This is a genomic window from Nonomuraea purpurea (genome assembly GCF_042650645.1).
GTDB classification, from domain to species: domain Bacteria; phylum Actinomycetota; class Actinomycetes; order Streptosporangiales; family Streptosporangiaceae; genus Nonomuraea; species Nonomuraea purpurea.
Genome location: NZ_JBHSBI010000006.1, coordinates 265,594 through 281,599 on the forward strand (window position 1 = coordinate 265,594; position 16,006 = coordinate 281,599).

A 16,006-nucleotide genomic window follows, 5' to 3' on the forward strand; every position below is an offset into this window, starting at 1 on the left:
GTGAACCCACCCGGGGGCCCGGTGGCTCGGGCGAAACGGGGCCGGTCACCGCCGCGGTGTCGGTCAAGGAGCCACTCAGCCCTCTGGCGAGCCACTCCTGGGTCGGTATCTCGTCAATGGGGGCGCGCTCGCCGGCCATCGATGCCGTACTCGCGCCGTGGTTCTGGCTTCGCTGGCCCGCCGGAGATGCGCCAGGGGGCGAGGGCGTACTCGCCCTGGTCGCGCTGGACGCCGCCACGGCGGGCGCATTCGTCGATACGGCGGCAGCTTGGGTGGTGGGTGGCGTCGTTCCCGCCGCACCATGAGCGTGATCCGTGGGGGCCGCCGGTGAGTGCATGGCCGAAACCGTGGTCGCGCCGGGGGAAGGGGGCGGCGTGGCCGCGTCGGGCGACGATGCGGGAGACCATGCCCCGGTGGCAGGGACCGGTGCGGAGGACAGCGGCGCCTCAGGAGACGGCGAGGGGGATGGCGGAGCTTCGATGGAAGGCGCTGCCGCGAGGGGCGTGGCGGACGGGAGCGGCGCTGCATCCTCGCGTACTGATCCAGTGGGCGGGTTGTCCGCCGTGGGAGGTCCAGGTTGGGGAGCCGGGCTCGCGGGGGTGTTCGGCGCGCCGGAATCCGGCGTTTCACGGGCAGGTACGGCAGGCATCGGCCCACCGTCGCCGTGTCCCGGGGAGGCGGGTGCCGGAGAGGCGGGTGCCGGAGAGGCGGGTGCCGGAGGGGCGTACTCCGGGGAGGCGGAAGTGGCTGGTGGCGGGGCGGCGTAGGGGTGGGCCGGGGCCGGTGTGGAGCCGGTCGACGAAGCCGGCGTCGAGTCGGCGTTCGCGGCCGTCGGTCCTGAAGACGGGAGAGACACCTCCGCCACGCGGGGCGCGGAAGCAGGGTCGGTGCTTCCGGAAGAACCGGACAGGGGCGTGGCGGATCCCGCGCTGTCGTCCAGCGGGGTGATCATTTCACGGATGTCGGTGGCGGTGCCGATGACGGCCTGGGAGACGCCCGCGCGGGCCATGTCCTCGAGCGAGACCGGCTGTCCCGTGATGATGCCCATTACGGCGGCGGCGACGGCGCCGCCGGTGGCGCCGCTGAACGCGCTACGACCGGCGGCCTGCAGCAGCATCATCCGGGCGGTGTTGTCGTCCGGCCCCGCGCCCCTGCGGTTCAGTGCGACCTGGGTGAGGCTCTGGACCATCGACTCCATGGCCTCGTTGAAACCCTCGATCGCGGCCTTGCCGAGGTCGATCCTGTCGCGGTTGCCCTGGACCACCTGTATTCCCTGGACCGCGATGGACAGGCCGCCCCCTGTCGCGAAGTCGACGGCGGCGTACCGCAGCATGTTCTGCAGCAACTTCTGGTAGATCTGCTTGATCGCCATTCGCTGCCCTGCGAGCCGGGCCGCGACCGCCGCCGCGGTGATCCCGCCGGCCCAGAGCGCGGCCAAGAGCTTCGCGATCGACAGGACGACCATGGCCAGTGTGGCCAGGATCATCATCTGGCTGTACTCGATCTCGGTGGCGGCGTCCTTGAGCTGCGTGCCCATGGCCCGGCAGAGCTGTTCGAGCCGGTCCAGCGACTCGCGTAGCTCGTTCGCGTGGGCTGAGAACGCCTCGGACGAGTCGCCCCTGTTGTGCGACATCACCTGATCGAGGGCGTCGTCCAGGGCGGGACGCAGTGCCTTTACGTCGTCAGCCGCGCGCAGCCATGCGTCGCCGAGCCGGCGCATGGCCTCCAGGTCGACGTCCGGCCACTCGCAGCCACCGAGCCAGCCGGCCGCCCACTCGGCCCAGGCAGGAAACTCCATGGGTCAGGCGCTCGGCCCGGTGCCTCCGTCGATTTCCGCCACGAGGCGCCCCGTCTGCTCGACCTCGCCCGCGGTACCGGACACCTGCGTGAGCACCTTGTTGAACAGTTCGATCGTGACGTCACTGTTGGGCTTGAGCGATTGTGCGAGCTGCCGGCCCACGTCGTCGTTTCTTTCCCAGCCCTGACTGGCGGCGATCTCCCTTTCCAGGGCCGACTTGATGCGGCCGAGCTCTCCGGCCAGGGTGTGCAGCCGCGCCGCGTCACCCGACAGCCCTTCAGGCTGCACCTCCATGCGCCTGACGTTCATTTCCGCCTTTCCCGCCCGCCATTTATAAAGGTGATTTGCCACGCTACCGCCGCCCCGTTCCCGAACGGCATTCATCAACAAACGTCGAAAGGTGCGCCACGACCGAAGCACGAGCACCTCGATCGGTTGCGTCCGACATCAGCCGGGAAGTGGCCTGCGTGCGAGCGTGGTCAGGTCGCGCACGAGGCTGGCGACCTCGGGTGAGGCGAGCTGGTAGCGGACGACGCGCCCGTGGCGGCGGTAGGTGACCAGTCCGGCGGAACGCAGCACCGCCAGGTGGTTCGACATGTTCGACTGAGTGACGCCCGTGTGGCTGACCAGCTCGCCCACGGACGCGTCCGCCTCGTCGATGAGCGTTTGCAGCACGGCAAGGCGGACGCGGCAGCTCAGCGCCCGCCCGAGCGCGAAGAGGCGGTCATCGTCATTGCTATCCATCAGCCACGAATGATACTTTACCCCGACATATCAGTAATCCATGATGTGTTTCGTTGGCGCTCAACCTGCGGAGAACTGACCGTGACGCAGCTCTGAAAGGAACGTCATGGCTGATGACAAGGCAAGGAACGCGGTGGTCACCGGTGCGGGCAAAGGCATCGGGCTGGCCGTGGCGACCGCGCTGCGCGATGAGGGATACCGCGTCGCGGCCGGCGCCCGGACGATCAGCGCCGAACTCGAAGAGGTCGCCACGCTCGCGGTCCCCGTGGACCTCAGCACCCCCGACGGGCCCGGCCACCTCATCGACGCCACCCTGGCCGAACTCGGCGGCATCGACCTGCTGGTCAACAACGTCGCGGGCACGACCGGCCCGCACCCTCGCGGGTTCCTGTCCGTCACCGATGACGACTGGCGGCACGCTCTCGATCTGACGCTGCTCGCCGCCGTTCGAGCCAGCAGGGCCGCACTGCCCAGTCTCCTCGACCGCCGCGGCCACATCATCAACATCGGCTCGATCAACTCACGCCGCCCGGCACCCCATCTGGTGGACATCTCGGCGGCCAAAGCCGCGCTGGCCAACCTCGGCAAAGCCCTCGCCGAGGAGTTCGGCCGCCGGGGCGTCAGGGTCAACACCATCTCCCCCGGCCCGGTGCGTACCGCGGTGTGGACCGAGCCGGGCAGCACCGGTGACGCCCTCGCGGCCCAGGCCGGAATGTCACGCGAGGAGTTCCTCGAATCGCTGCCCGACGCCCTGGGAATGTCAACCGGGCACATCACCGAGCCGAGTGAGATCGCCGCCTTGGTGGTGTTCCTGGCCTCGGGGAAGGCGCCCAACATCAACGGCTCCGAACTGGTCATCGACGGCGGCATGCGCAAAGAACTCTGAGCGTTCATGGTTGCGTCTCAAGTCGCTTGAGGTCCCATAGTGGCGGTATGCACGACAACGAGCTGTACCCGATCGGGGACGCGGCGCGCCGGACCGGGCTGAGCGTCAGCGCCATCCGGTTCTACTCCGACGCCGGCGTCGTCCCGCCCACGCGGCTGACCGAGGCGGGGGGCCGGCTGTACGACGTCGGTGCCATCGCCCGGCTGGAACTCGTCCGTACCCTCCGCGACCTGGGCGCCGGCCTGGACGACATCCGCCGGCTGCTCGATGGTGAGACGACGCTGCACGATCTCGTCGTGATGCACCTGGAGCTCGTCGAGCGTCAGGAGCGTGGCCTTCGGGCCAGACGGGCCGTGCTGAGAACGCTGGTCAAGCAGGGCGGCACGGTCGCGCAGGCGGCCCTGATGCACAAGCTCGTCTCGATGTCCGACGAGGAGCGCGAGCGGCTCATCGACGATTTCTGGAACGAGGTCGGCGAAGGACTCGACGTGGCCCCCAGCTTCGTCGAGCGGTTGCGGACGATGCGTCCGCACCTGCCGGAGGACCCCACCGCCACCCAGCTCGAAGCCTGGATCGAGCTGGCCGACCTGGTACGGGACGAGGAGTTCCGCGGCGCGGTCCGCTCCTATCTGCAGGACACCTTCTCCACTCCCGTGGGACGGGTGATGACCGCCACACCGGTGCAGGACTTCATCCACGAGGAGGGGTCGGAGATCATGAAGGAGATCATCGCCGCGTATCGTTCCGGGCTGCCGGCGGACTCTCCGCAGGTGCCTTTCGCGTGGATCGCGGCGGTTCTTCGTGCTTCGCTCCCCCAAGAACCAGGGCTCGCGAGCTGAGGGTCAGGGCTGTTCAGGTGTTCGCGGGACGAGCAGCCCTCGGTTGAACGCCTCCGTGACGGCGGCGGCGCGGTCGTTCACCCCGAGCTTGGCGTAGATGTTGAGCAGGTGGGACTTGACGGTGGCCTCGGTGAGGAACAGCTTGGCCGCCGCGTCCCGGTTCGTGGCTCCGGCCGCCACCAACTGGAGCACTTCGATCTCGCGCGGGCTGAGCGGGCCAGGGGCGGGCCGGCGTACCCGGCTCATCAGCAGGGCCGCCACCGACGGCGCGAGCACCGCCTCGCCCCGGGACGCCGCCCGGACGGCGCGCAGCAGCTCGTCGCGGGGAGCGTCCTTGAGGAGGTAGCCGGTGGCGCCGGCCTCGATCGCGGGGAGCACGTGGCTGTCGGTGTCGTAGGTGGTCAGCACCAGCACGCGGGCCTCGCTCGCCTGTTCGGCGAGCTTTCTGATCGCGCTCACCCCGTCCATGCCGGGCATCCGCAGGTCCATGAGGATCACGTCCGGGCGCAGGGTCTGGGCCAGCCGGACCGCCTCGGCTCCGTCGGCGGCCTCGCCGAGCACCTCGAATTCGGGGTCGCGGGCGAACATGCTGCTCAGTCCGTCCCTGACGACCGGGTGGTCGTCCACGATCAGCAGCCGGATCGGGCCGGTGGGGCTGCTCATGCGCAGGACTCCGCCCGCTCGGCGGGGACGCGGGCCGAGACGCCCGTGCCAGAACCCGGCTCCGACTCGACCTGCAGGGTGCCGGACAGGCTCTCGATCCGTTGTCGCATCGCGATCAGGCCGAATCCGCCACGATCGGCAGCCGGCCGGTCGGCTGCGGTGTCGAGGCGGGCCGGGTCGAAGCCGCCGCCGTCGTCGCGGACGTCCAGGGCCGTCTCGTGCTCCAGGTACGACAACGTCACCCCTACCCTGGTCGCCCGCGCGTGCTTGGCCACGTTGGCCAGTGCTTCCTGCGCGATTCTGAGCAGCGCGGCCTCCGCCTGCGGCGGGATCGGCCGCGCCGTACCGGTCGTCGTGACCTGGACGGGGATCTCGTGCAGCGCCGACCAGCGCTCGGCGACGCCCGCCAGCGCCTCGCTCAGCCGCGCCGATCGCAGCGGTTCCGGACGCAGCGCGTGCACCGACCTGCGCGCCTCCGACAGGCTCTCCCCTGCCAGCTTGGTCGCGGCGGCGAGGTGCCTGCGCCATTCCGCGGAATCGTCGCCGGCGTGCTCGGCCGCGCGCAGTTGGGTGATGATGCCGGTGAGCCCCTGCGCCAGGGTGTCGTGGATCTCCCGCGCCATCCGCTGCCGCTCGTCCTGCACGCCGGCGTTCCTGGCCTGGGCCAGCAACTGCTCGTGCAGGGCCGCGTTCTCCGCCAGCGACGCCGCCAGCCTGCGGTTGGCCTCGCGGGCCTCGCGGAGCGCGCGTTCCCGCTCCTCGTTGTAGCGGTCGCTGCGCCGGACGAACCAGGCGAAGGCACACATGGGGCCGACATTGGCAGCCACGACGACGAGGTAGGTGATCAGGCCGACGACCGTGGTCTTGTCCACCCCGGACGCCTGCGCCGTGCCCGCCACCACCCCCATGGCGCCGACACCGACCAACTTCCACGGCCAGCGCAAGACCTCGAAGGCGAAGACGTACCCGACAGGGCTGAAGATCCCGAACCACGGGTTCCTGATCACCAGGATCGCCGTGAGCAGGACAAGTACGGTGAAGAACACGGCCATCACCGGCACCCGCCCGCGCCAGGCGGGACGGAGCGTGAAGACCCCCAGCATCCACGCCGCCACCAGCACGCACAGGAGCAGGTCGATGAGCAGGGACACGCCCGCCGAGCGCTTGAGGACCACAGTGATACCGGCCAGAAGCACCAGCAACGCGTACGGCCCGACGGTCAACGGCACGCGCCATCGTGCCGCTGGATCGCTCATCCGCGTCCTCCTCCGCTGCCTGTCTCGGTGCACAATCTAGCCGCCACGTCGGCTCGCCCTGATGCCGCTCAGCCGTCCTGGGGAGGCTTGACGGCCAGGGCGTGCCGGAAGACGTTGCGCGGATCCCATTTGGCCTTCACCCGCTGGAGGCGCGGGTAGTTGCCCTGGTGGTAGAGCGTCTGCGCGGACACGCCCGAGGTGTTCCACGCCGGGTCGGCCAGGTCGGCGTCCGCGTAGTTGATGTAGGAGCCGTCGTTGACCTCGCCGGGCACGGGCACGCCGCCGGTGTCGGCGTACACGTCGCGGTAGAAGCCGCGGACCCAGGCGAGGTTGGCCGCGTCCTCCTTCTCATCCATCCAGACCGACTGGTACACCGCCTTCATGATCACGTCTCGCTGGGCGATCGCGGTGGCCGCAGGTGCCACCGCGTTGGCCTGGCCGCCGTAGCCGACGAGCAGCAGGTTGCCTTCCGGTTTGCCGGTGGAGTTCGTCAGGTTGCGGTAGATGGCCGCGAGCTGGGCCTCGGTGAACGAGCGTCGCAGGTAGCCGGCCTTGATCTTGTACCGCCGGAGCAGCGCGTCACCCGCCTCGCCGGTGCCCGGCCAGGTCATCTTGTGCAACCACGGTGTCGTCCGCCGGAGGTCGAGCACCGGCTTGAGGCCGGTGCCGGCGGACACCGCGGACACGAAGTCGGTCACCATACGGTCGGCGTTGGGGAGATCCGCGTCGATCTGCGCGACCAGCATGACCGTTCCGCCCGCGCGGTGCGACGCCCGGAGAATCCCGTACACCCCGGCGTACGGGGAACCGGGCGCGCTGTTGCGCTCATGCCAGGTGCCGTAGTTGCGCAGAAGCCTGGTGAACGTCTGTTGCGTCATGTGCTCCCAGGACCAGAAGATCGTGTGCAGCAACATCCGCTGCGGCGACGCCGGCAGCAGCCGGGACGGGTTGGTTCCGGTTGCGCCGGGCGAGCGCAGCCAGTACCGGGTGACCACGCCGAAGTTGCCGCCGCCGCCTCCGGTGTGCGCCCACCACAGGTCGCGGTTCGGGTCGTCCTGCTCGCGGGTGGCGACCACCGCGCGGGCGGTGCCGTCGCGGTCGACCACCACGACCTCCACGCCGTACAGGTGATCCACCACCGAGCCGTACCGCCGGGACAGCGGCCCGTACCCGCCGCCCGCGAAGTGCCCACCGGCACCCACCCCCGGGCACCCGCCCCCGGGGATCGTCACTCCCCAGCCCTTGAACAGCGCCTGGTACACCTCACCGAGGGTGGCGCCGGGTTGCACGGCGAACGCGCGCCGGTCGGCGTCGTAGCCGACCGCGTTCATCGACGAGAGGTCCAGCAGCATCTTCACCTCCGGATCGGCGGTGAGGTTCTCGAAGCCGTGCCCGCCGCTGCGCACCGCGACCCGACGGCCGGACCGCACCGCCTCCGACACCGCGCGCACCACCTGATCGGTCGACGCGACCACGCGGATCTCGTCCGGGCGGCCGGCGAACCTGAAGTTGTTGCCGCGCAACAGGTTGTCGTAGCGGGAGTCGCCCGGACGTATGGTCACCGGTCCGAACTCCGCAGGGGCCGATTCCGCGAAGGCGGGGACGGCACCCCATGTGCCGGCCGCCGCGACGCCCGCGCCGGCGAGCAGCCCACGACGGCTCAGCGCCGCGTTCGTACTCTCGTCGTTCACTTCTGCTCCTCTCGGATGGAGGCGTCAGCCTCTCAATCCGGGAGCAAGGTGCACATCAACCCATCTCATGAATCGGCGGCTGAGCCCTACACCCCACCGAACGGCTGATCCGCCCCACCGAACGGTCAGCGCTCGACGAGTCACAGGCGGCCGCCGGTGTGGGCGAGGATCTCGCGGACGCGCTGCTTGGCCAGGGTGCAGTAGGCGCGGGCGGCCGTGCGGGCCGCGGCCCTGTCGGCGCGCTCGAACGCCTCGGTCAGGTCGCGCTGCACGTCGATGAACTTCTGCGAGGTCGTCGGGGTGGAGCCGAAGCTGCGGGTCATCACGCTCCTGATGCTCAGCCCGCCGAACGTGGCCGTCAGCAGCGGGTTGTGCGCCAGGCTCACCAGCCATTCGTGGAAGGCGTAGTTGGCGTCGAGGTAGTCGTCGAAGTCCACGAACCGGTCGCCGACCAGCAGGGACGCCATCCGCTCGAACCTGGCCCGCAGCTCGGCCAGCTCGGCGTCGGCGGTGTGCCCGATGCTGAGGTCGATCACGCCGAGTTCGATGGCGAGCCGGGCGTCGAAGGTCTCGTCGGAGACGGTGACGTCGAACTGGGTGACGACGTACCCCCGGTCGGGGTCGCGGCGCACGAGGCCGTCGGCGGCCAGCCGGGTGAGCGCGTAGAAGGCGGCGGAGTGGTCCACTTTCAGCTCGTTGACCAGGTCGTCGAGGAGGATGACCTCGTTGGCCGGGTAGACGCGGCTGAGCACGCGGTGCCGGGCCTTCTTGTAGACCCGGTCGTCGCGGGCGAACTCGAAGCGGCCGAAGTCGCCGCGGAAGTACGTCAGCGGCTGCCCCTGGCCGGCGACGGCGGAGCGGACCCGTCCGATGAAGACCGAGTGCGTGCCGCCGTCCACCTGCTCCACGACGTCGCATTCGAGGTGGGCCAGCGCGTCGCTGAGCACGGGCAGGCCCAGCGCGCCCGTGTGCACGCGCACGTCCTTGAACTTGTCGGGGCCCGGCACCGCGAACTGCATCGCGAGCTGCCCCTGCGCCTCGCCCAGGACGTTGACCACGTACCTTCCGGCACGGGCGACCGCGCCCGCCGTGGGGACGGCGTTGTTGATGCAGGCCAGCATGGTCGGCGGGTCCACCGACAGCGAGGTCACGGAGCTGGCCGTCATGCCGAAGCGCTGGTCGTCGCAGGCGGTGGTCAGCACGGTCACGCCGGTGGCCAGGTGGCCGACGACGTGGCGGAACAGCATGGAGTCGACCGTTTCCGAGACCGGGCCGGCTGACGCCTGGTCCATACCGCCACCTCCGCGGAGCTCGCTGGTGCGCCGAGTCATGGGCTCATTGAACAGAGCGCCGGTGCGCGCTCGCAGTGGCGCTCGCCGTGAAATCGGCCGGAGCCCGGTGGCGGAGAACGTTACGCCCGCTGGTCAGATTTCCCGCCGACGAGGGAAATGACGGGATCCGACAATGAGAAGCGGAAAAATCACGACACTGACCAGCGCGGACGGGCCGCCGTCCGGGATTGACTGCGCACGTGATCAGGACAGCAGTCGTCGGCCTCGGATGGTGGGGCCAGAAGATCGTCCGGGACCTCCAAGACAGCGCGTACGTCGAAGTCAGCCACGGCATCGACCCCGACCCCGGCGGACGGGAGCGGGCCGCGGAGACGGGCGTGCGCACCTCCGCCTCCTTCGAGGAGGCGCTGCGCGACCCATCGGTGGACGCCGTGGTGCTGTGCACCCCGCACCGCTTCCACGCCGAGCAGATCGTGGCCGCCGCGCAGGCGGGCAAGCACGTGTTCTGCGAGAAGCCGCTCACGACCACCGGCGCCGAGGCCGCCAGCGCCATCGAGGCCGTCGAGGCGGCGGGCGTGCAGCTCGGCGTCGGTCACGAACGGCGCTTCGAGCCCGCTGTCGTCAAACTCAAACAGCAGTGCCTGGCAGGGGAGCTCGGGACGCCGCTGGTGTTCGAGGGCAACTTCAGCCAGGACAAGTTCCTGGCCCTGCCGCCGGACAACTGGCGTCTGTCGGCCGAGGCGGCGCCCGTCGGGCCGCTGTCGGCGACCGGCATCCACCTGGTGGACCTGGCGATCTCCCTGTTCGGCAGGCCGGTGGAGGTGTGGGCGCGGCTCTCGACGCTGGCCACGCACTTCGCCAACGGCGACACCCTGACGATCACGATGGGGTTCGAGCACGGCCAGACGGCGCTGATCACCGCGATCCTCACCACGCCGTTCGCCGGGCGGGTCACCGTGCTCGGCTCGCAGGGCTGGGTGGAGATCCGCGACCGCAACCATCCCGAGCTGCCGCGCGGCTGGGACGTGACCACCGTCCACCGGGGCGAGGAGCCGGTCTCGGCCTTCTACCCGCCGCACCCGTCGGTGCGCGACAACATCGAGCGCTTCGCCCGTGCCGCGGCGGGCGAGGACGCCTACCCGGTCACGCTGGAGGAGATGCTGACGAACGTGCGCGCCTTCGAGGCCATCACGCGCTCGGCGCGGTCCGGCAGGGTCGAGCCGGTGCGCTGAGGTGCGCGGACGGCGGCGGCCATCCTAAAGTGGGAGGAGCTCATGTTCGCTACCAGGGACGACGTACTGGTGGATGTGCACAGTGTCCAGCCTGAGGACGACCCGTTCGACAGCCGGCCGCTGCCGCCGTCGGTGCGTGAGGCCGCGGCCGACTTCGATGTGCCGACCATGGTCGACGTCGTGGTCGAGCGCTGCAGCAGGACCGTGTTCACCAGCCACCGCCGCGACGAGGCGTTCGTCGAACGGCTGCGGGCCAGCGTCACCCAGAACGGGTACGCCCTGCGCGACGTCCTGGCCGGCCGCGTCGAACTGGAGGACGTCCGGCTGGACAAGGTGTTGTCCTTCGCCACCGTCCAGGCGCAACTGCGCATCCCGCAGAAGTCGATGCAGCGTTCCTACCGGGTGAGTTTCCTGACCCAGTGGGAGATGTGGACCGCCCATCTGCGGCGCAGGATCGAGCGGGCGGGCCTCGACCGCGAGGCGGCCTGCGACGCGCTGGCGCACCTGACGCGCGTCATCCTCACCTACCAGGACCATGTCGCCTCGCAGGTCGCCGAGACCTACACCCGCGACTACGAGGCGCTGAGCCGCTCGCGCGCCCACGTGCGCCAGAACCTGGTGCGCGAGCTCCTGCGCGGCCAGGACGCCCGGCTGACGGCGTCCGACCTGGCGATCCTGGCGTACCAGATCGACGGGCACCACGTCGCCGTGCTGCTGCCCGCGATGACCGAGGGGGCGGCGACGCAGCTCGCCGACGGCCTGCGGGTGGCCGCCAAGGCGTACCAGACGCTGTCCTATCCGCTCGCGCTGAGCAGCAACGTCGTGTGGTTGTGCCGGCTCGACCCGTGGCAGCCGCCCAACCTCGAAGCGCTGAGCCGTGTGCTCACCGACATCGCCGTGACGGCCTCGGTCAGCGACCCGCAGTCCGGCATGGGCGGCTTCCGCGTCGCGCTGCGGCAGTGCCAGGAGGTGGAGCGGGTGCGGGCGGCCTGGGGCGCGCTCAACGCCCCGCCCGTGATCCGGTACGCCGACGCCGGCCTGGAGGTGCTCCTGCTGCAGAACGACGCCCTGGCGCGGGCCTTCGTCGACACCGAGCTGGGGCCGCTGGCGGCCGCCACGACCGAGGCCGTGCGGCTGCGCGAGACGCTGGAGGCGTCCTTCCGTTTCGGCAGTCACGTGGCCGCGGCCGAGCACCTGCAGTTGCACGAGCACACGGTGCGCAACCGGCTGCAGAAGGCCGAGCAGCTGCTCGGCCGCTCGCTGCAGGAGCGGCGCACCGAGCTGCAGGTGGCGATCCGGCTGGTACGCCTGCTGCACGGCCGCGAGTCGTTCGAGGGCTAGGCGACCGTCAGGAAGCGGCGGCGAACTCGACCGGCCTAGGCTGCCGTCAGGAAGGCGCGGACGGCGGCGGCGAACTCGGCCGGCCGTTCCAGGGCGGCCGCGTGCTTGGCTCCCGCCATCCAGACCAGCTCCGAGCGCCGCAGTTCTCCGTGCAGCCGACGGGCGGCCTCGGTGAACGGCGGCAGGTCGGCAGAACCGCAGACGACCAGCGCCGGCGCCTTGATGGCGGGGACCAGGGCGGTGGTGTCGGCCGCTTCCAGTGCCTCGCACGCGCGCGCGTACCCTTCGGGGTCCATCGCCAGGAACAGCTCGCGGATCCGCTCGGGCGTGCGGCTGCCGCCGGCGCGGAACGCGTCGGTGAACCACATGGCCGCCATCGGCTCGGCCAGCTCGGCCAGCCCGCGATCGCGGGCGACGCTCGCCCGCTCGCGCCACATCTGCCGCATCGGCTCCGGGTAGACGTCCACGGTGTCGGCCAGGACGACGCGCTCGACCAGGGCCGGGTGGCGGGCCGCGAGCTCCTGCGCGACGAGGCCGCCCAGCGACAGGCCCGCCACGTGCACCCGCTCCCCCGCCAGCGCTTCGGCCACCGTGTCGGCGAACACGCCGATCCCGGCTCCCCGGGGCAGGCACGCAGCCGTCCCGTGGCCCGGCAGGTCCATCGCCAGTGTCTCGACGCCGTCCAGGCGGGCGGCCACCTCGTCCCAGCAGCGGCCGTCGCTGCCGAGCGGATGCAGCAGAAGCAGCCTCACCGCTCCACCTCCCTGGCGGGCAGAGGGGCCGCGCCGGGCGGTGGCGGGGTGCGGGCGGCGGCGGCCCGCTGCGCCGGGGTCAGCTCGTCGTCAGGAAGGCGCGGCAGCCGGTCCTCCTGCGCGCCCATCAGGCCCCGATCGCGGCGTTGACCGAGGGCATGACCTTCTGGGTCATCAGCTCCATGGAACGCCGCGCCAGGCGCGGGTCGACCCAGTCGAGTCCGGCGTAGACGAGTTCGCCGAAGTCGCCGGTCTCGGCGCGGAAGTCGACGATCTGCTCGGCGACCGACTCGGGTGTGCCGGTGATGACCAGCCGGTCCAGCACGTGGTCGAGGGTGATCTCGTCGTCGGGCTGGTCGCGGTGGGTCTTGAACAGCCCCAGCCGGCCGATCTTGCGCATCTTGGTGAGCATCTGCGAGTAGTAGAACCGGTACGGGCTGGACGCGTCGGCGCGGCCGTAGCCCTCGGCGACCGCGGGATCGTCGGCGACGAAGATCGTCCGGGCGATGCGCCAGTCGGCCGGGTCCGCGCTCGCGCCGGCGGCCTGCTTGCCCTCGGCGTAGTTGGGCCAGTGCGTGGCCACCCACTGCGGCAGCAGGAAGTTGGCCGACAACGGGTGGAAGTCGCGTCGTCCCATCGCGACGACGCCTTTGGAGTAGGGCGCGACGACCGTGCCGACGATTTCTGGGCGGGGCGTCTGCAGGGGTTTGGGTAGGACGCCGACCCCCAGGTCCAGGTCGATGGTCTGTTCCGTGGTCACGGTGAACCGGTTGTCCGGCAGGTTGAGCCGGTAGGGCGGCTCGGACTCCCACACGGCGCAGATGACGTCGATGGCCTCGGCGAAGAGCCGGTTGCGGTCCTCGTCCAGGATGCCGAGCACCTCGGCGTCCGACGGGAGGGCGCCGGGGCTGACGCCGAGGATGAACCGGCCGTCCGACAGGTGGTCGAACATGGCCGCGTGCGCGGCCACCAGGACGGGATGCTGGTGAGACAGGTTGGTGGTGCCGGTGGCCAGCAGGATCTGCTCGGTGTCGCTGATCAGGGTGGCCAGGAAGAGCATGCTGCTGGTGATGTTCTCGTGCAGGTCGGTGAGGTGCTCGCCGATGAAGGCGTCGTGGAATCCGAGCCGGTCGGCGAGGATCACCGCTTCACGGTCCTCGGCCAGGGTCTCTTGCCAGGTCCGGCCGAGCGGGTGCAGCGGCATGGAGAAATAGCCGAGTCTCATCGCGTCTCCCTCGTTCACGGCGGCGCGGACCGCGCCTGCGGAGAGTCAACGCGGCGATGACCGCGCCCGCAGTGGCGAGGGCTGTGAAATCGGCGGTCCCGCAATGACGCGAGATGTCAGGGACAACAATCGCACAACAGCCGACAATCGCCCCATAGAGCCAGTTAACACCCGCGTTACAGTCTGCGACAACGACGGTGAGCAAAAATCACGCGACCTGACAGTGCGTCCAGGATGGCACGTCCCTTCAATGGGTGACACGCGTCACAGCCTGGGACGACGCCGCATTCGAGCCGCGGCGCCCCATTCCCCCGGCGGCGACGAGCGGCCCCCACGCCCGCGAGAAGGGTAGGCATCCCGTGAGAGTGACGAACCGAATCAAGATCATCGCAGCCGTCGTGTCGGCCGTGCTGGTCGCGGCCGGCTGCGGGAGCGGGACGGCCGCCGGCCCAGGGGCCAAGGTCATCCGCTTCGCCTTCGCCCCCGACCCCGTCTGGGACCTGATGAAACAGGCGGGCACCATCCAGAAGTGGGAGGCGGCCAACAACGTCCGCATCCAGACCAGCACCACCTGGGATGAGTTCACCTACTTCGCGGGCGGGCACGGCGACATCGTCTCGATGTCCACCCAGGAGACCCCGGTGCTGGAAGCCGAGACCAAGATCAAAACGGTGACGTTCGGCAAGTACAACTACCAGCGGGTCCCGCTGTTCCGCCGGGCCGGCGACCCGTACAGGACGCTCGCCGACATCCCCAAGGGGTCGAAGATCTGCGTGTCGGGCCCCACCTCGAACACCGCGTTCTGGACGCTCGTCGCCAAGCGCATGCACAACCTCGACTACCGGGTCGGAGGCGGGGACTTCAACCTCGTCGTCAACGACCACTTCGTCAACCCGACCAACCTGATGCGCAAGGACTGCGAGGCCGCCGCGATCATCCCCGAGGCCGCGGTGCCCCAGCTCCGCAAGGGCGAACTGGAGATCATGTACGACGGCAAACTGCCGTTCCAGCTCTACAAGGACTTCGCCCCCGAGGACGACGGTCAACTGCACGTCTCCGGCAACAACTTCGTCGCCACCGAGAAGTGGTTCGACGCCAACCGCGACCTGGCGGCGAAGTTCCTGGAGTTGTGGCAGAGCGGCATCGAGATGTGGAAGCAGCAGAAGGCGGAGACGGTCAGGAAGTTCCCGCAACACTTCTCGGTCGAGTCGGAACAGGACATCGCCTACATCACCAAGTTCGTCGAAGGCGAGCACGACTGGGTCGTCGACAACGTCTTCCTCACCGACGACTGGATCAAGGTGGAGACCGAGATCTGGGACCTGATGAAGGACCTCCAGCCGGGCAACCACAACCGGCTGGAGGCCGACGCGCCGAAACCGCGATTCGTCGCCCTCACACCGAGCAAGTGACCCCCTGACACAGAGGAGACCCCCCGTGTCGACCGCCGCCGCCGCGCCGTCCGCCAGCAAACCACGGGCCAGCCAGGAGGAGCTGGCCAGGAGGTCACGGCGCAACGACCTCATCAAGACGTGGGGCTGGCGGCTCGCCAGCTACGTGTTCTTCCTCGGGTTGTGGGAGTTCTCGTCAGGACGCTTCATGGACGAGACCCTGCTGCCCGGCCCGAGCGCGGTCTTCGCCACCTTCGGCGAGCTGTGGCAGAGCGGCAAGGTGCCGGCCGCGTTCGCCACCACGCTGACCCGCATCGCGATCGGCTTCCTGCTGGCCTTCGTGGTCGGCGTCCTGGTCGGCATGCTGATGCAGAACCGCTGGCTGAGCGGCTTCTTCAAGGACGCCGTCACCATCGGGGTCACCACCCCCGGCCTGATCTGGGCGCTGATCACCGCCATCGTCTTCGGCAACCGCGAGGCGGGGCCGCTGATCGCCATCGTGCTGACCACCTTCGCCATCATCACGGTCAACGTCTCGGAGGGCATCAAGTCGCTGCCCAAGGACCTGACGGACATGGCCAGGTCGTTCGGCGTCGGCGCGATCAAACGCAACCGCCACATCGTGATCCCCCACCTGGCGCCGTTCATCTTCACCGGCGTCCGCTACGGCTTCTCGATGGCCTGGAAGGTGACGGTGCTGACCGAGGTGTTCTCCTCCTCCAGCGGGATCGGCTTCGAGATGCGCACCGCGACCCAGCTCTTCCAGCTTCCCGTGTTCCTGACCTGGATCCTCGCCTTCTACATCCTCGCCCTCTTCCTGGAGAAGGTCGTGCTCGAAGTCATCGAGCGGCGCTTCTTCGCCTGGCGCGCGACCCTCAAGGCCTGAAAGGGAGACC

The 16,006-nt window shown here is 69.9% G+C and carries 16 protein-coding genes and 1 pseudogene; 7 read left to right on the plus strand and 10 right to left on the minus strand.

From position 1 onward, the window contains the following. The first annotated feature begins 785 nt into the window (after positions 1-785). The gene (locus ACFOY2_RS14740; RefSeq protein ID WP_379528547.1) at positions 786-1,355 is read left to right on the plus strand and encodes a hypothetical protein; all 570 of its coding nucleotides are present in this window, start codon (positions 786-788) and stop codon (positions 1,353-1,355) included. A gap of 77 nt (positions 1,356-1,432) precedes the next feature. On the opposite strand, the pseudogene ACFOY2_RS54740 reads toward ACFOY2_RS14740, so the two are convergent. The 3 genes and pseudogenes from ACFOY2_RS54740 to ACFOY2_RS14755 form a co-directional block, all read right to left on the minus strand. After that, a pseudogene (locus tag ACFOY2_RS54740) lies at positions 1,433-1,798 on the minus strand (WXG100 family type VII secretion target); the annotation flags it as partial. Between the two features lie 3 nt (positions 1,799-1,801). After that, complete coding sequence (locus ACFOY2_RS14750) at positions 1,802-2,224, minus strand: hypothetical protein (protein WP_379528549.1); 423 nt, start codon at positions 2,222-2,224, stop codon at positions 1,802-1,804. 21 nt (positions 2,225-2,245) lie between these two features. Next, a complete protein-coding gene (locus ACFOY2_RS14755; RefSeq protein WP_379528550.1) occupies positions 2,246-2,542 on the minus strand; it encodes an ArsR/SmtB family transcription factor in 297 nt (98 codons plus the stop codon). Between the two features lie 106 nt (positions 2,543-2,648). On the opposite strand from ACFOY2_RS14755, the gene ACFOY2_RS14760 reads away from it, so the two are divergent. Both ACFOY2_RS14760 and ACFOY2_RS14765 read left to right on the plus strand, forming a co-directional pair. Next, entirely contained in the window at positions 2,649-3,428 is a 780-nt protein-coding gene (locus ACFOY2_RS14760) for an SDR family NAD(P)-dependent oxidoreductase (RefSeq protein WP_379528551.1), read from the plus strand. Positions 3,429-3,475: 47 nt separating this feature from the next. Continuing rightward, entirely contained in the window at positions 3,476-4,267 is a 792-nt protein-coding gene (locus tag ACFOY2_RS14765) for a MerR family transcriptional regulator (protein ID WP_379528552.1), read from the plus strand. A 3-nt stretch (positions 4,268-4,270) separates the two neighbouring features. On the opposite strand, the gene ACFOY2_RS14770 is transcribed toward ACFOY2_RS14765, so the two are convergent. The 4 genes from ACFOY2_RS14770 to ACFOY2_RS14785 all read right to left on the minus strand — a co-directional run bounded on the left by ACFOY2_RS14770 (position 4,271) and on the right by ACFOY2_RS14785 (position 9,169). After that, positions 4,271-4,930 carry a response regulator gene (locus ACFOY2_RS14770; RefSeq protein WP_379528553.1) on the minus strand — a complete coding sequence of 220 codons (660 nt, stop codon included), beginning with the start codon at positions 4,928-4,930 and terminating at the stop codon, positions 4,271-4,273. Beyond that, positions 4,927-6,186, minus strand: a complete 1,260-nt coding sequence (locus ACFOY2_RS14775; RefSeq protein WP_379528554.1) for a sensor histidine kinase — start codon at positions 6,184-6,186, stop codon at positions 4,927-4,929. Before ACFOY2_RS14775 ends, ACFOY2_RS14770 begins: the two co-directional genes overlap by 4 nt. A gap of 68 nt (positions 6,187-6,254) precedes the next feature. Further along, positions 6,255-7,877 (minus strand): FAD-dependent oxidoreductase, encoded by a 1,623-nt coding sequence (locus ACFOY2_RS14780; protein WP_379528555.1) that lies wholly within the window; start codon positions 7,875-7,877, stop codon positions 6,255-6,257. Between the two features lie 140 nt (positions 7,878-8,017). Continuing rightward, a complete protein-coding gene (locus ACFOY2_RS14785; protein ID WP_379528556.1) occupies positions 8,018-9,169 on the minus strand; it encodes a flavin reductase in 1,152 nt (383 codons plus the stop codon). Between the two features lie 239 nt (positions 9,170-9,408). Between ACFOY2_RS14785 and ACFOY2_RS14790 the strand changes: the two genes are divergently transcribed. Both ACFOY2_RS14790 and ACFOY2_RS14795 read left to right on the plus strand, forming a co-directional pair. Continuing rightward, complete coding sequence (locus tag ACFOY2_RS14790; RefSeq protein WP_379528557.1) at positions 9,409-10,401, plus strand: Gfo/Idh/MocA family protein; 993 nt, start codon at positions 9,409-9,411, stop codon at positions 10,399-10,401. Positions 10,402-10,443: 42 nt separating this feature from the next. Beyond that, positions 10,444-11,742: a PucR family transcriptional regulator gene (locus tag ACFOY2_RS14795; RefSeq protein ID WP_379528558.1), complete on the plus strand. Its 1,299-nt coding sequence runs from the start codon at positions 10,444-10,446 to the stop codon at positions 11,740-11,742. A gap of 35 nt (positions 11,743-11,777) precedes the next feature. On the opposite strand, the gene ACFOY2_RS14800 is transcribed toward ACFOY2_RS14795, so the two are convergent. Genes ACFOY2_RS14800 through ACFOY2_RS14810 form a run of 3 tightly spaced genes read right to left on the minus strand, consistent with a single transcriptional unit; the run spans position 11,778 to position 13,719 of the window. Then, positions 11,778-12,494, minus strand: a complete 717-nt coding sequence (locus tag ACFOY2_RS14800) for an alpha/beta fold hydrolase (protein WP_379528559.1) — start codon at positions 12,492-12,494, stop codon at positions 11,778-11,780. After that, positions 12,491-12,622, minus strand: a complete 132-nt coding sequence (locus ACFOY2_RS14805) for a hypothetical protein (protein WP_379528560.1) — start codon at positions 12,620-12,622, stop codon at positions 12,491-12,493. Before ACFOY2_RS14805 ends, ACFOY2_RS14800 begins: the two co-directional genes overlap by 4 nt. Beyond that, positions 12,622-13,719, minus strand: a complete 1,098-nt coding sequence (locus ACFOY2_RS14810) for an LLM class flavin-dependent oxidoreductase (RefSeq protein WP_379528561.1) — start codon at positions 13,717-13,719, stop codon at positions 12,622-12,624. Before ACFOY2_RS14810 ends, ACFOY2_RS14805 begins: the two co-directional genes overlap by 1 nt. A 365-nt stretch (positions 13,720-14,084) precedes the next feature. Between ACFOY2_RS14810 and ACFOY2_RS14815 the strand changes: the two genes are divergently transcribed. Together ACFOY2_RS14815 and ACFOY2_RS14820 are read left to right on the plus strand one after the other, a co-directional pair. Further along, complete coding sequence (locus ACFOY2_RS14815; protein ID WP_379528562.1) at positions 14,085-15,131, plus strand: hypothetical protein; 1,047 nt, start codon at positions 14,085-14,087, stop codon at positions 15,129-15,131. A 25-nt stretch (positions 15,132-15,156) separates the two neighbouring features. Then, positions 15,157-15,996, plus strand: coding sequence for an ABC transporter permease (locus tag ACFOY2_RS14820; RefSeq protein ID WP_379528563.1), 840 nt, complete (start codon positions 15,157-15,159; stop codon positions 15,994-15,996). The last annotated feature ends 10 nt before the right edge of the window (positions 15,997-16,006 follow it).

Excerpts from the sequence above, each read along its gene's own strand:
- ACFOY2_RS14755 (WP_379528550.1), bottom strand. The coding sequence starts at position 2,542 with ATGGATAGCAATGACGATGACCGCCTCTTCGCGCTCGGGCGGGCGCTG.
- ACFOY2_RS14760 (WP_379528551.1), top strand. The coding sequence starts at position 2,649 with ATGGCTGATGACAAGGCAAGGAACGCGGTGGTCACCGGTGCGGGCAAA.
- ACFOY2_RS14765 (WP_379528552.1), top strand. The coding sequence starts at position 3,476 with ATGCACGACAACGAGCTGTACCCGATCGGGGACGCGGCGCGCCGGACC.
- ACFOY2_RS14770 (WP_379528553.1), bottom strand. The coding sequence starts at position 4,930 with ATGAGCAGCCCCACCGGCCCGATCCGGCTGCTGATCGTGGACGACCAC.
- ACFOY2_RS14775 (WP_379528554.1), bottom strand. The coding sequence starts at position 6,186 with ATGAGCGATCCAGCGGCACGATGGCGCGTGCCGTTGACCGTCGGGCCG.
- ACFOY2_RS14785 (WP_379528556.1), bottom strand. The coding sequence starts at position 9,169 with ATGGACCAGGCGTCAGCCGGCCCGGTCTCGGAAACGGTCGACTCCATG.
- ACFOY2_RS14795 (WP_379528558.1), top strand. The coding sequence starts at position 10,444 with ATGTTCGCTACCAGGGACGACGTACTGGTGGATGTGCACAGTGTCCAG.
- ACFOY2_RS14805 (WP_379528560.1), bottom strand. The coding sequence starts at position 12,622 with ATGGGCGCGCAGGAGGACCGGCTGCCGCGCCTTCCTGACGACGAGCTG.
- ACFOY2_RS14810 (WP_379528561.1), bottom strand. The coding sequence starts at position 13,719 with ATGAGACTCGGCTATTTCTCCATGCCGCTGCACCCGCTCGGCCGGACC.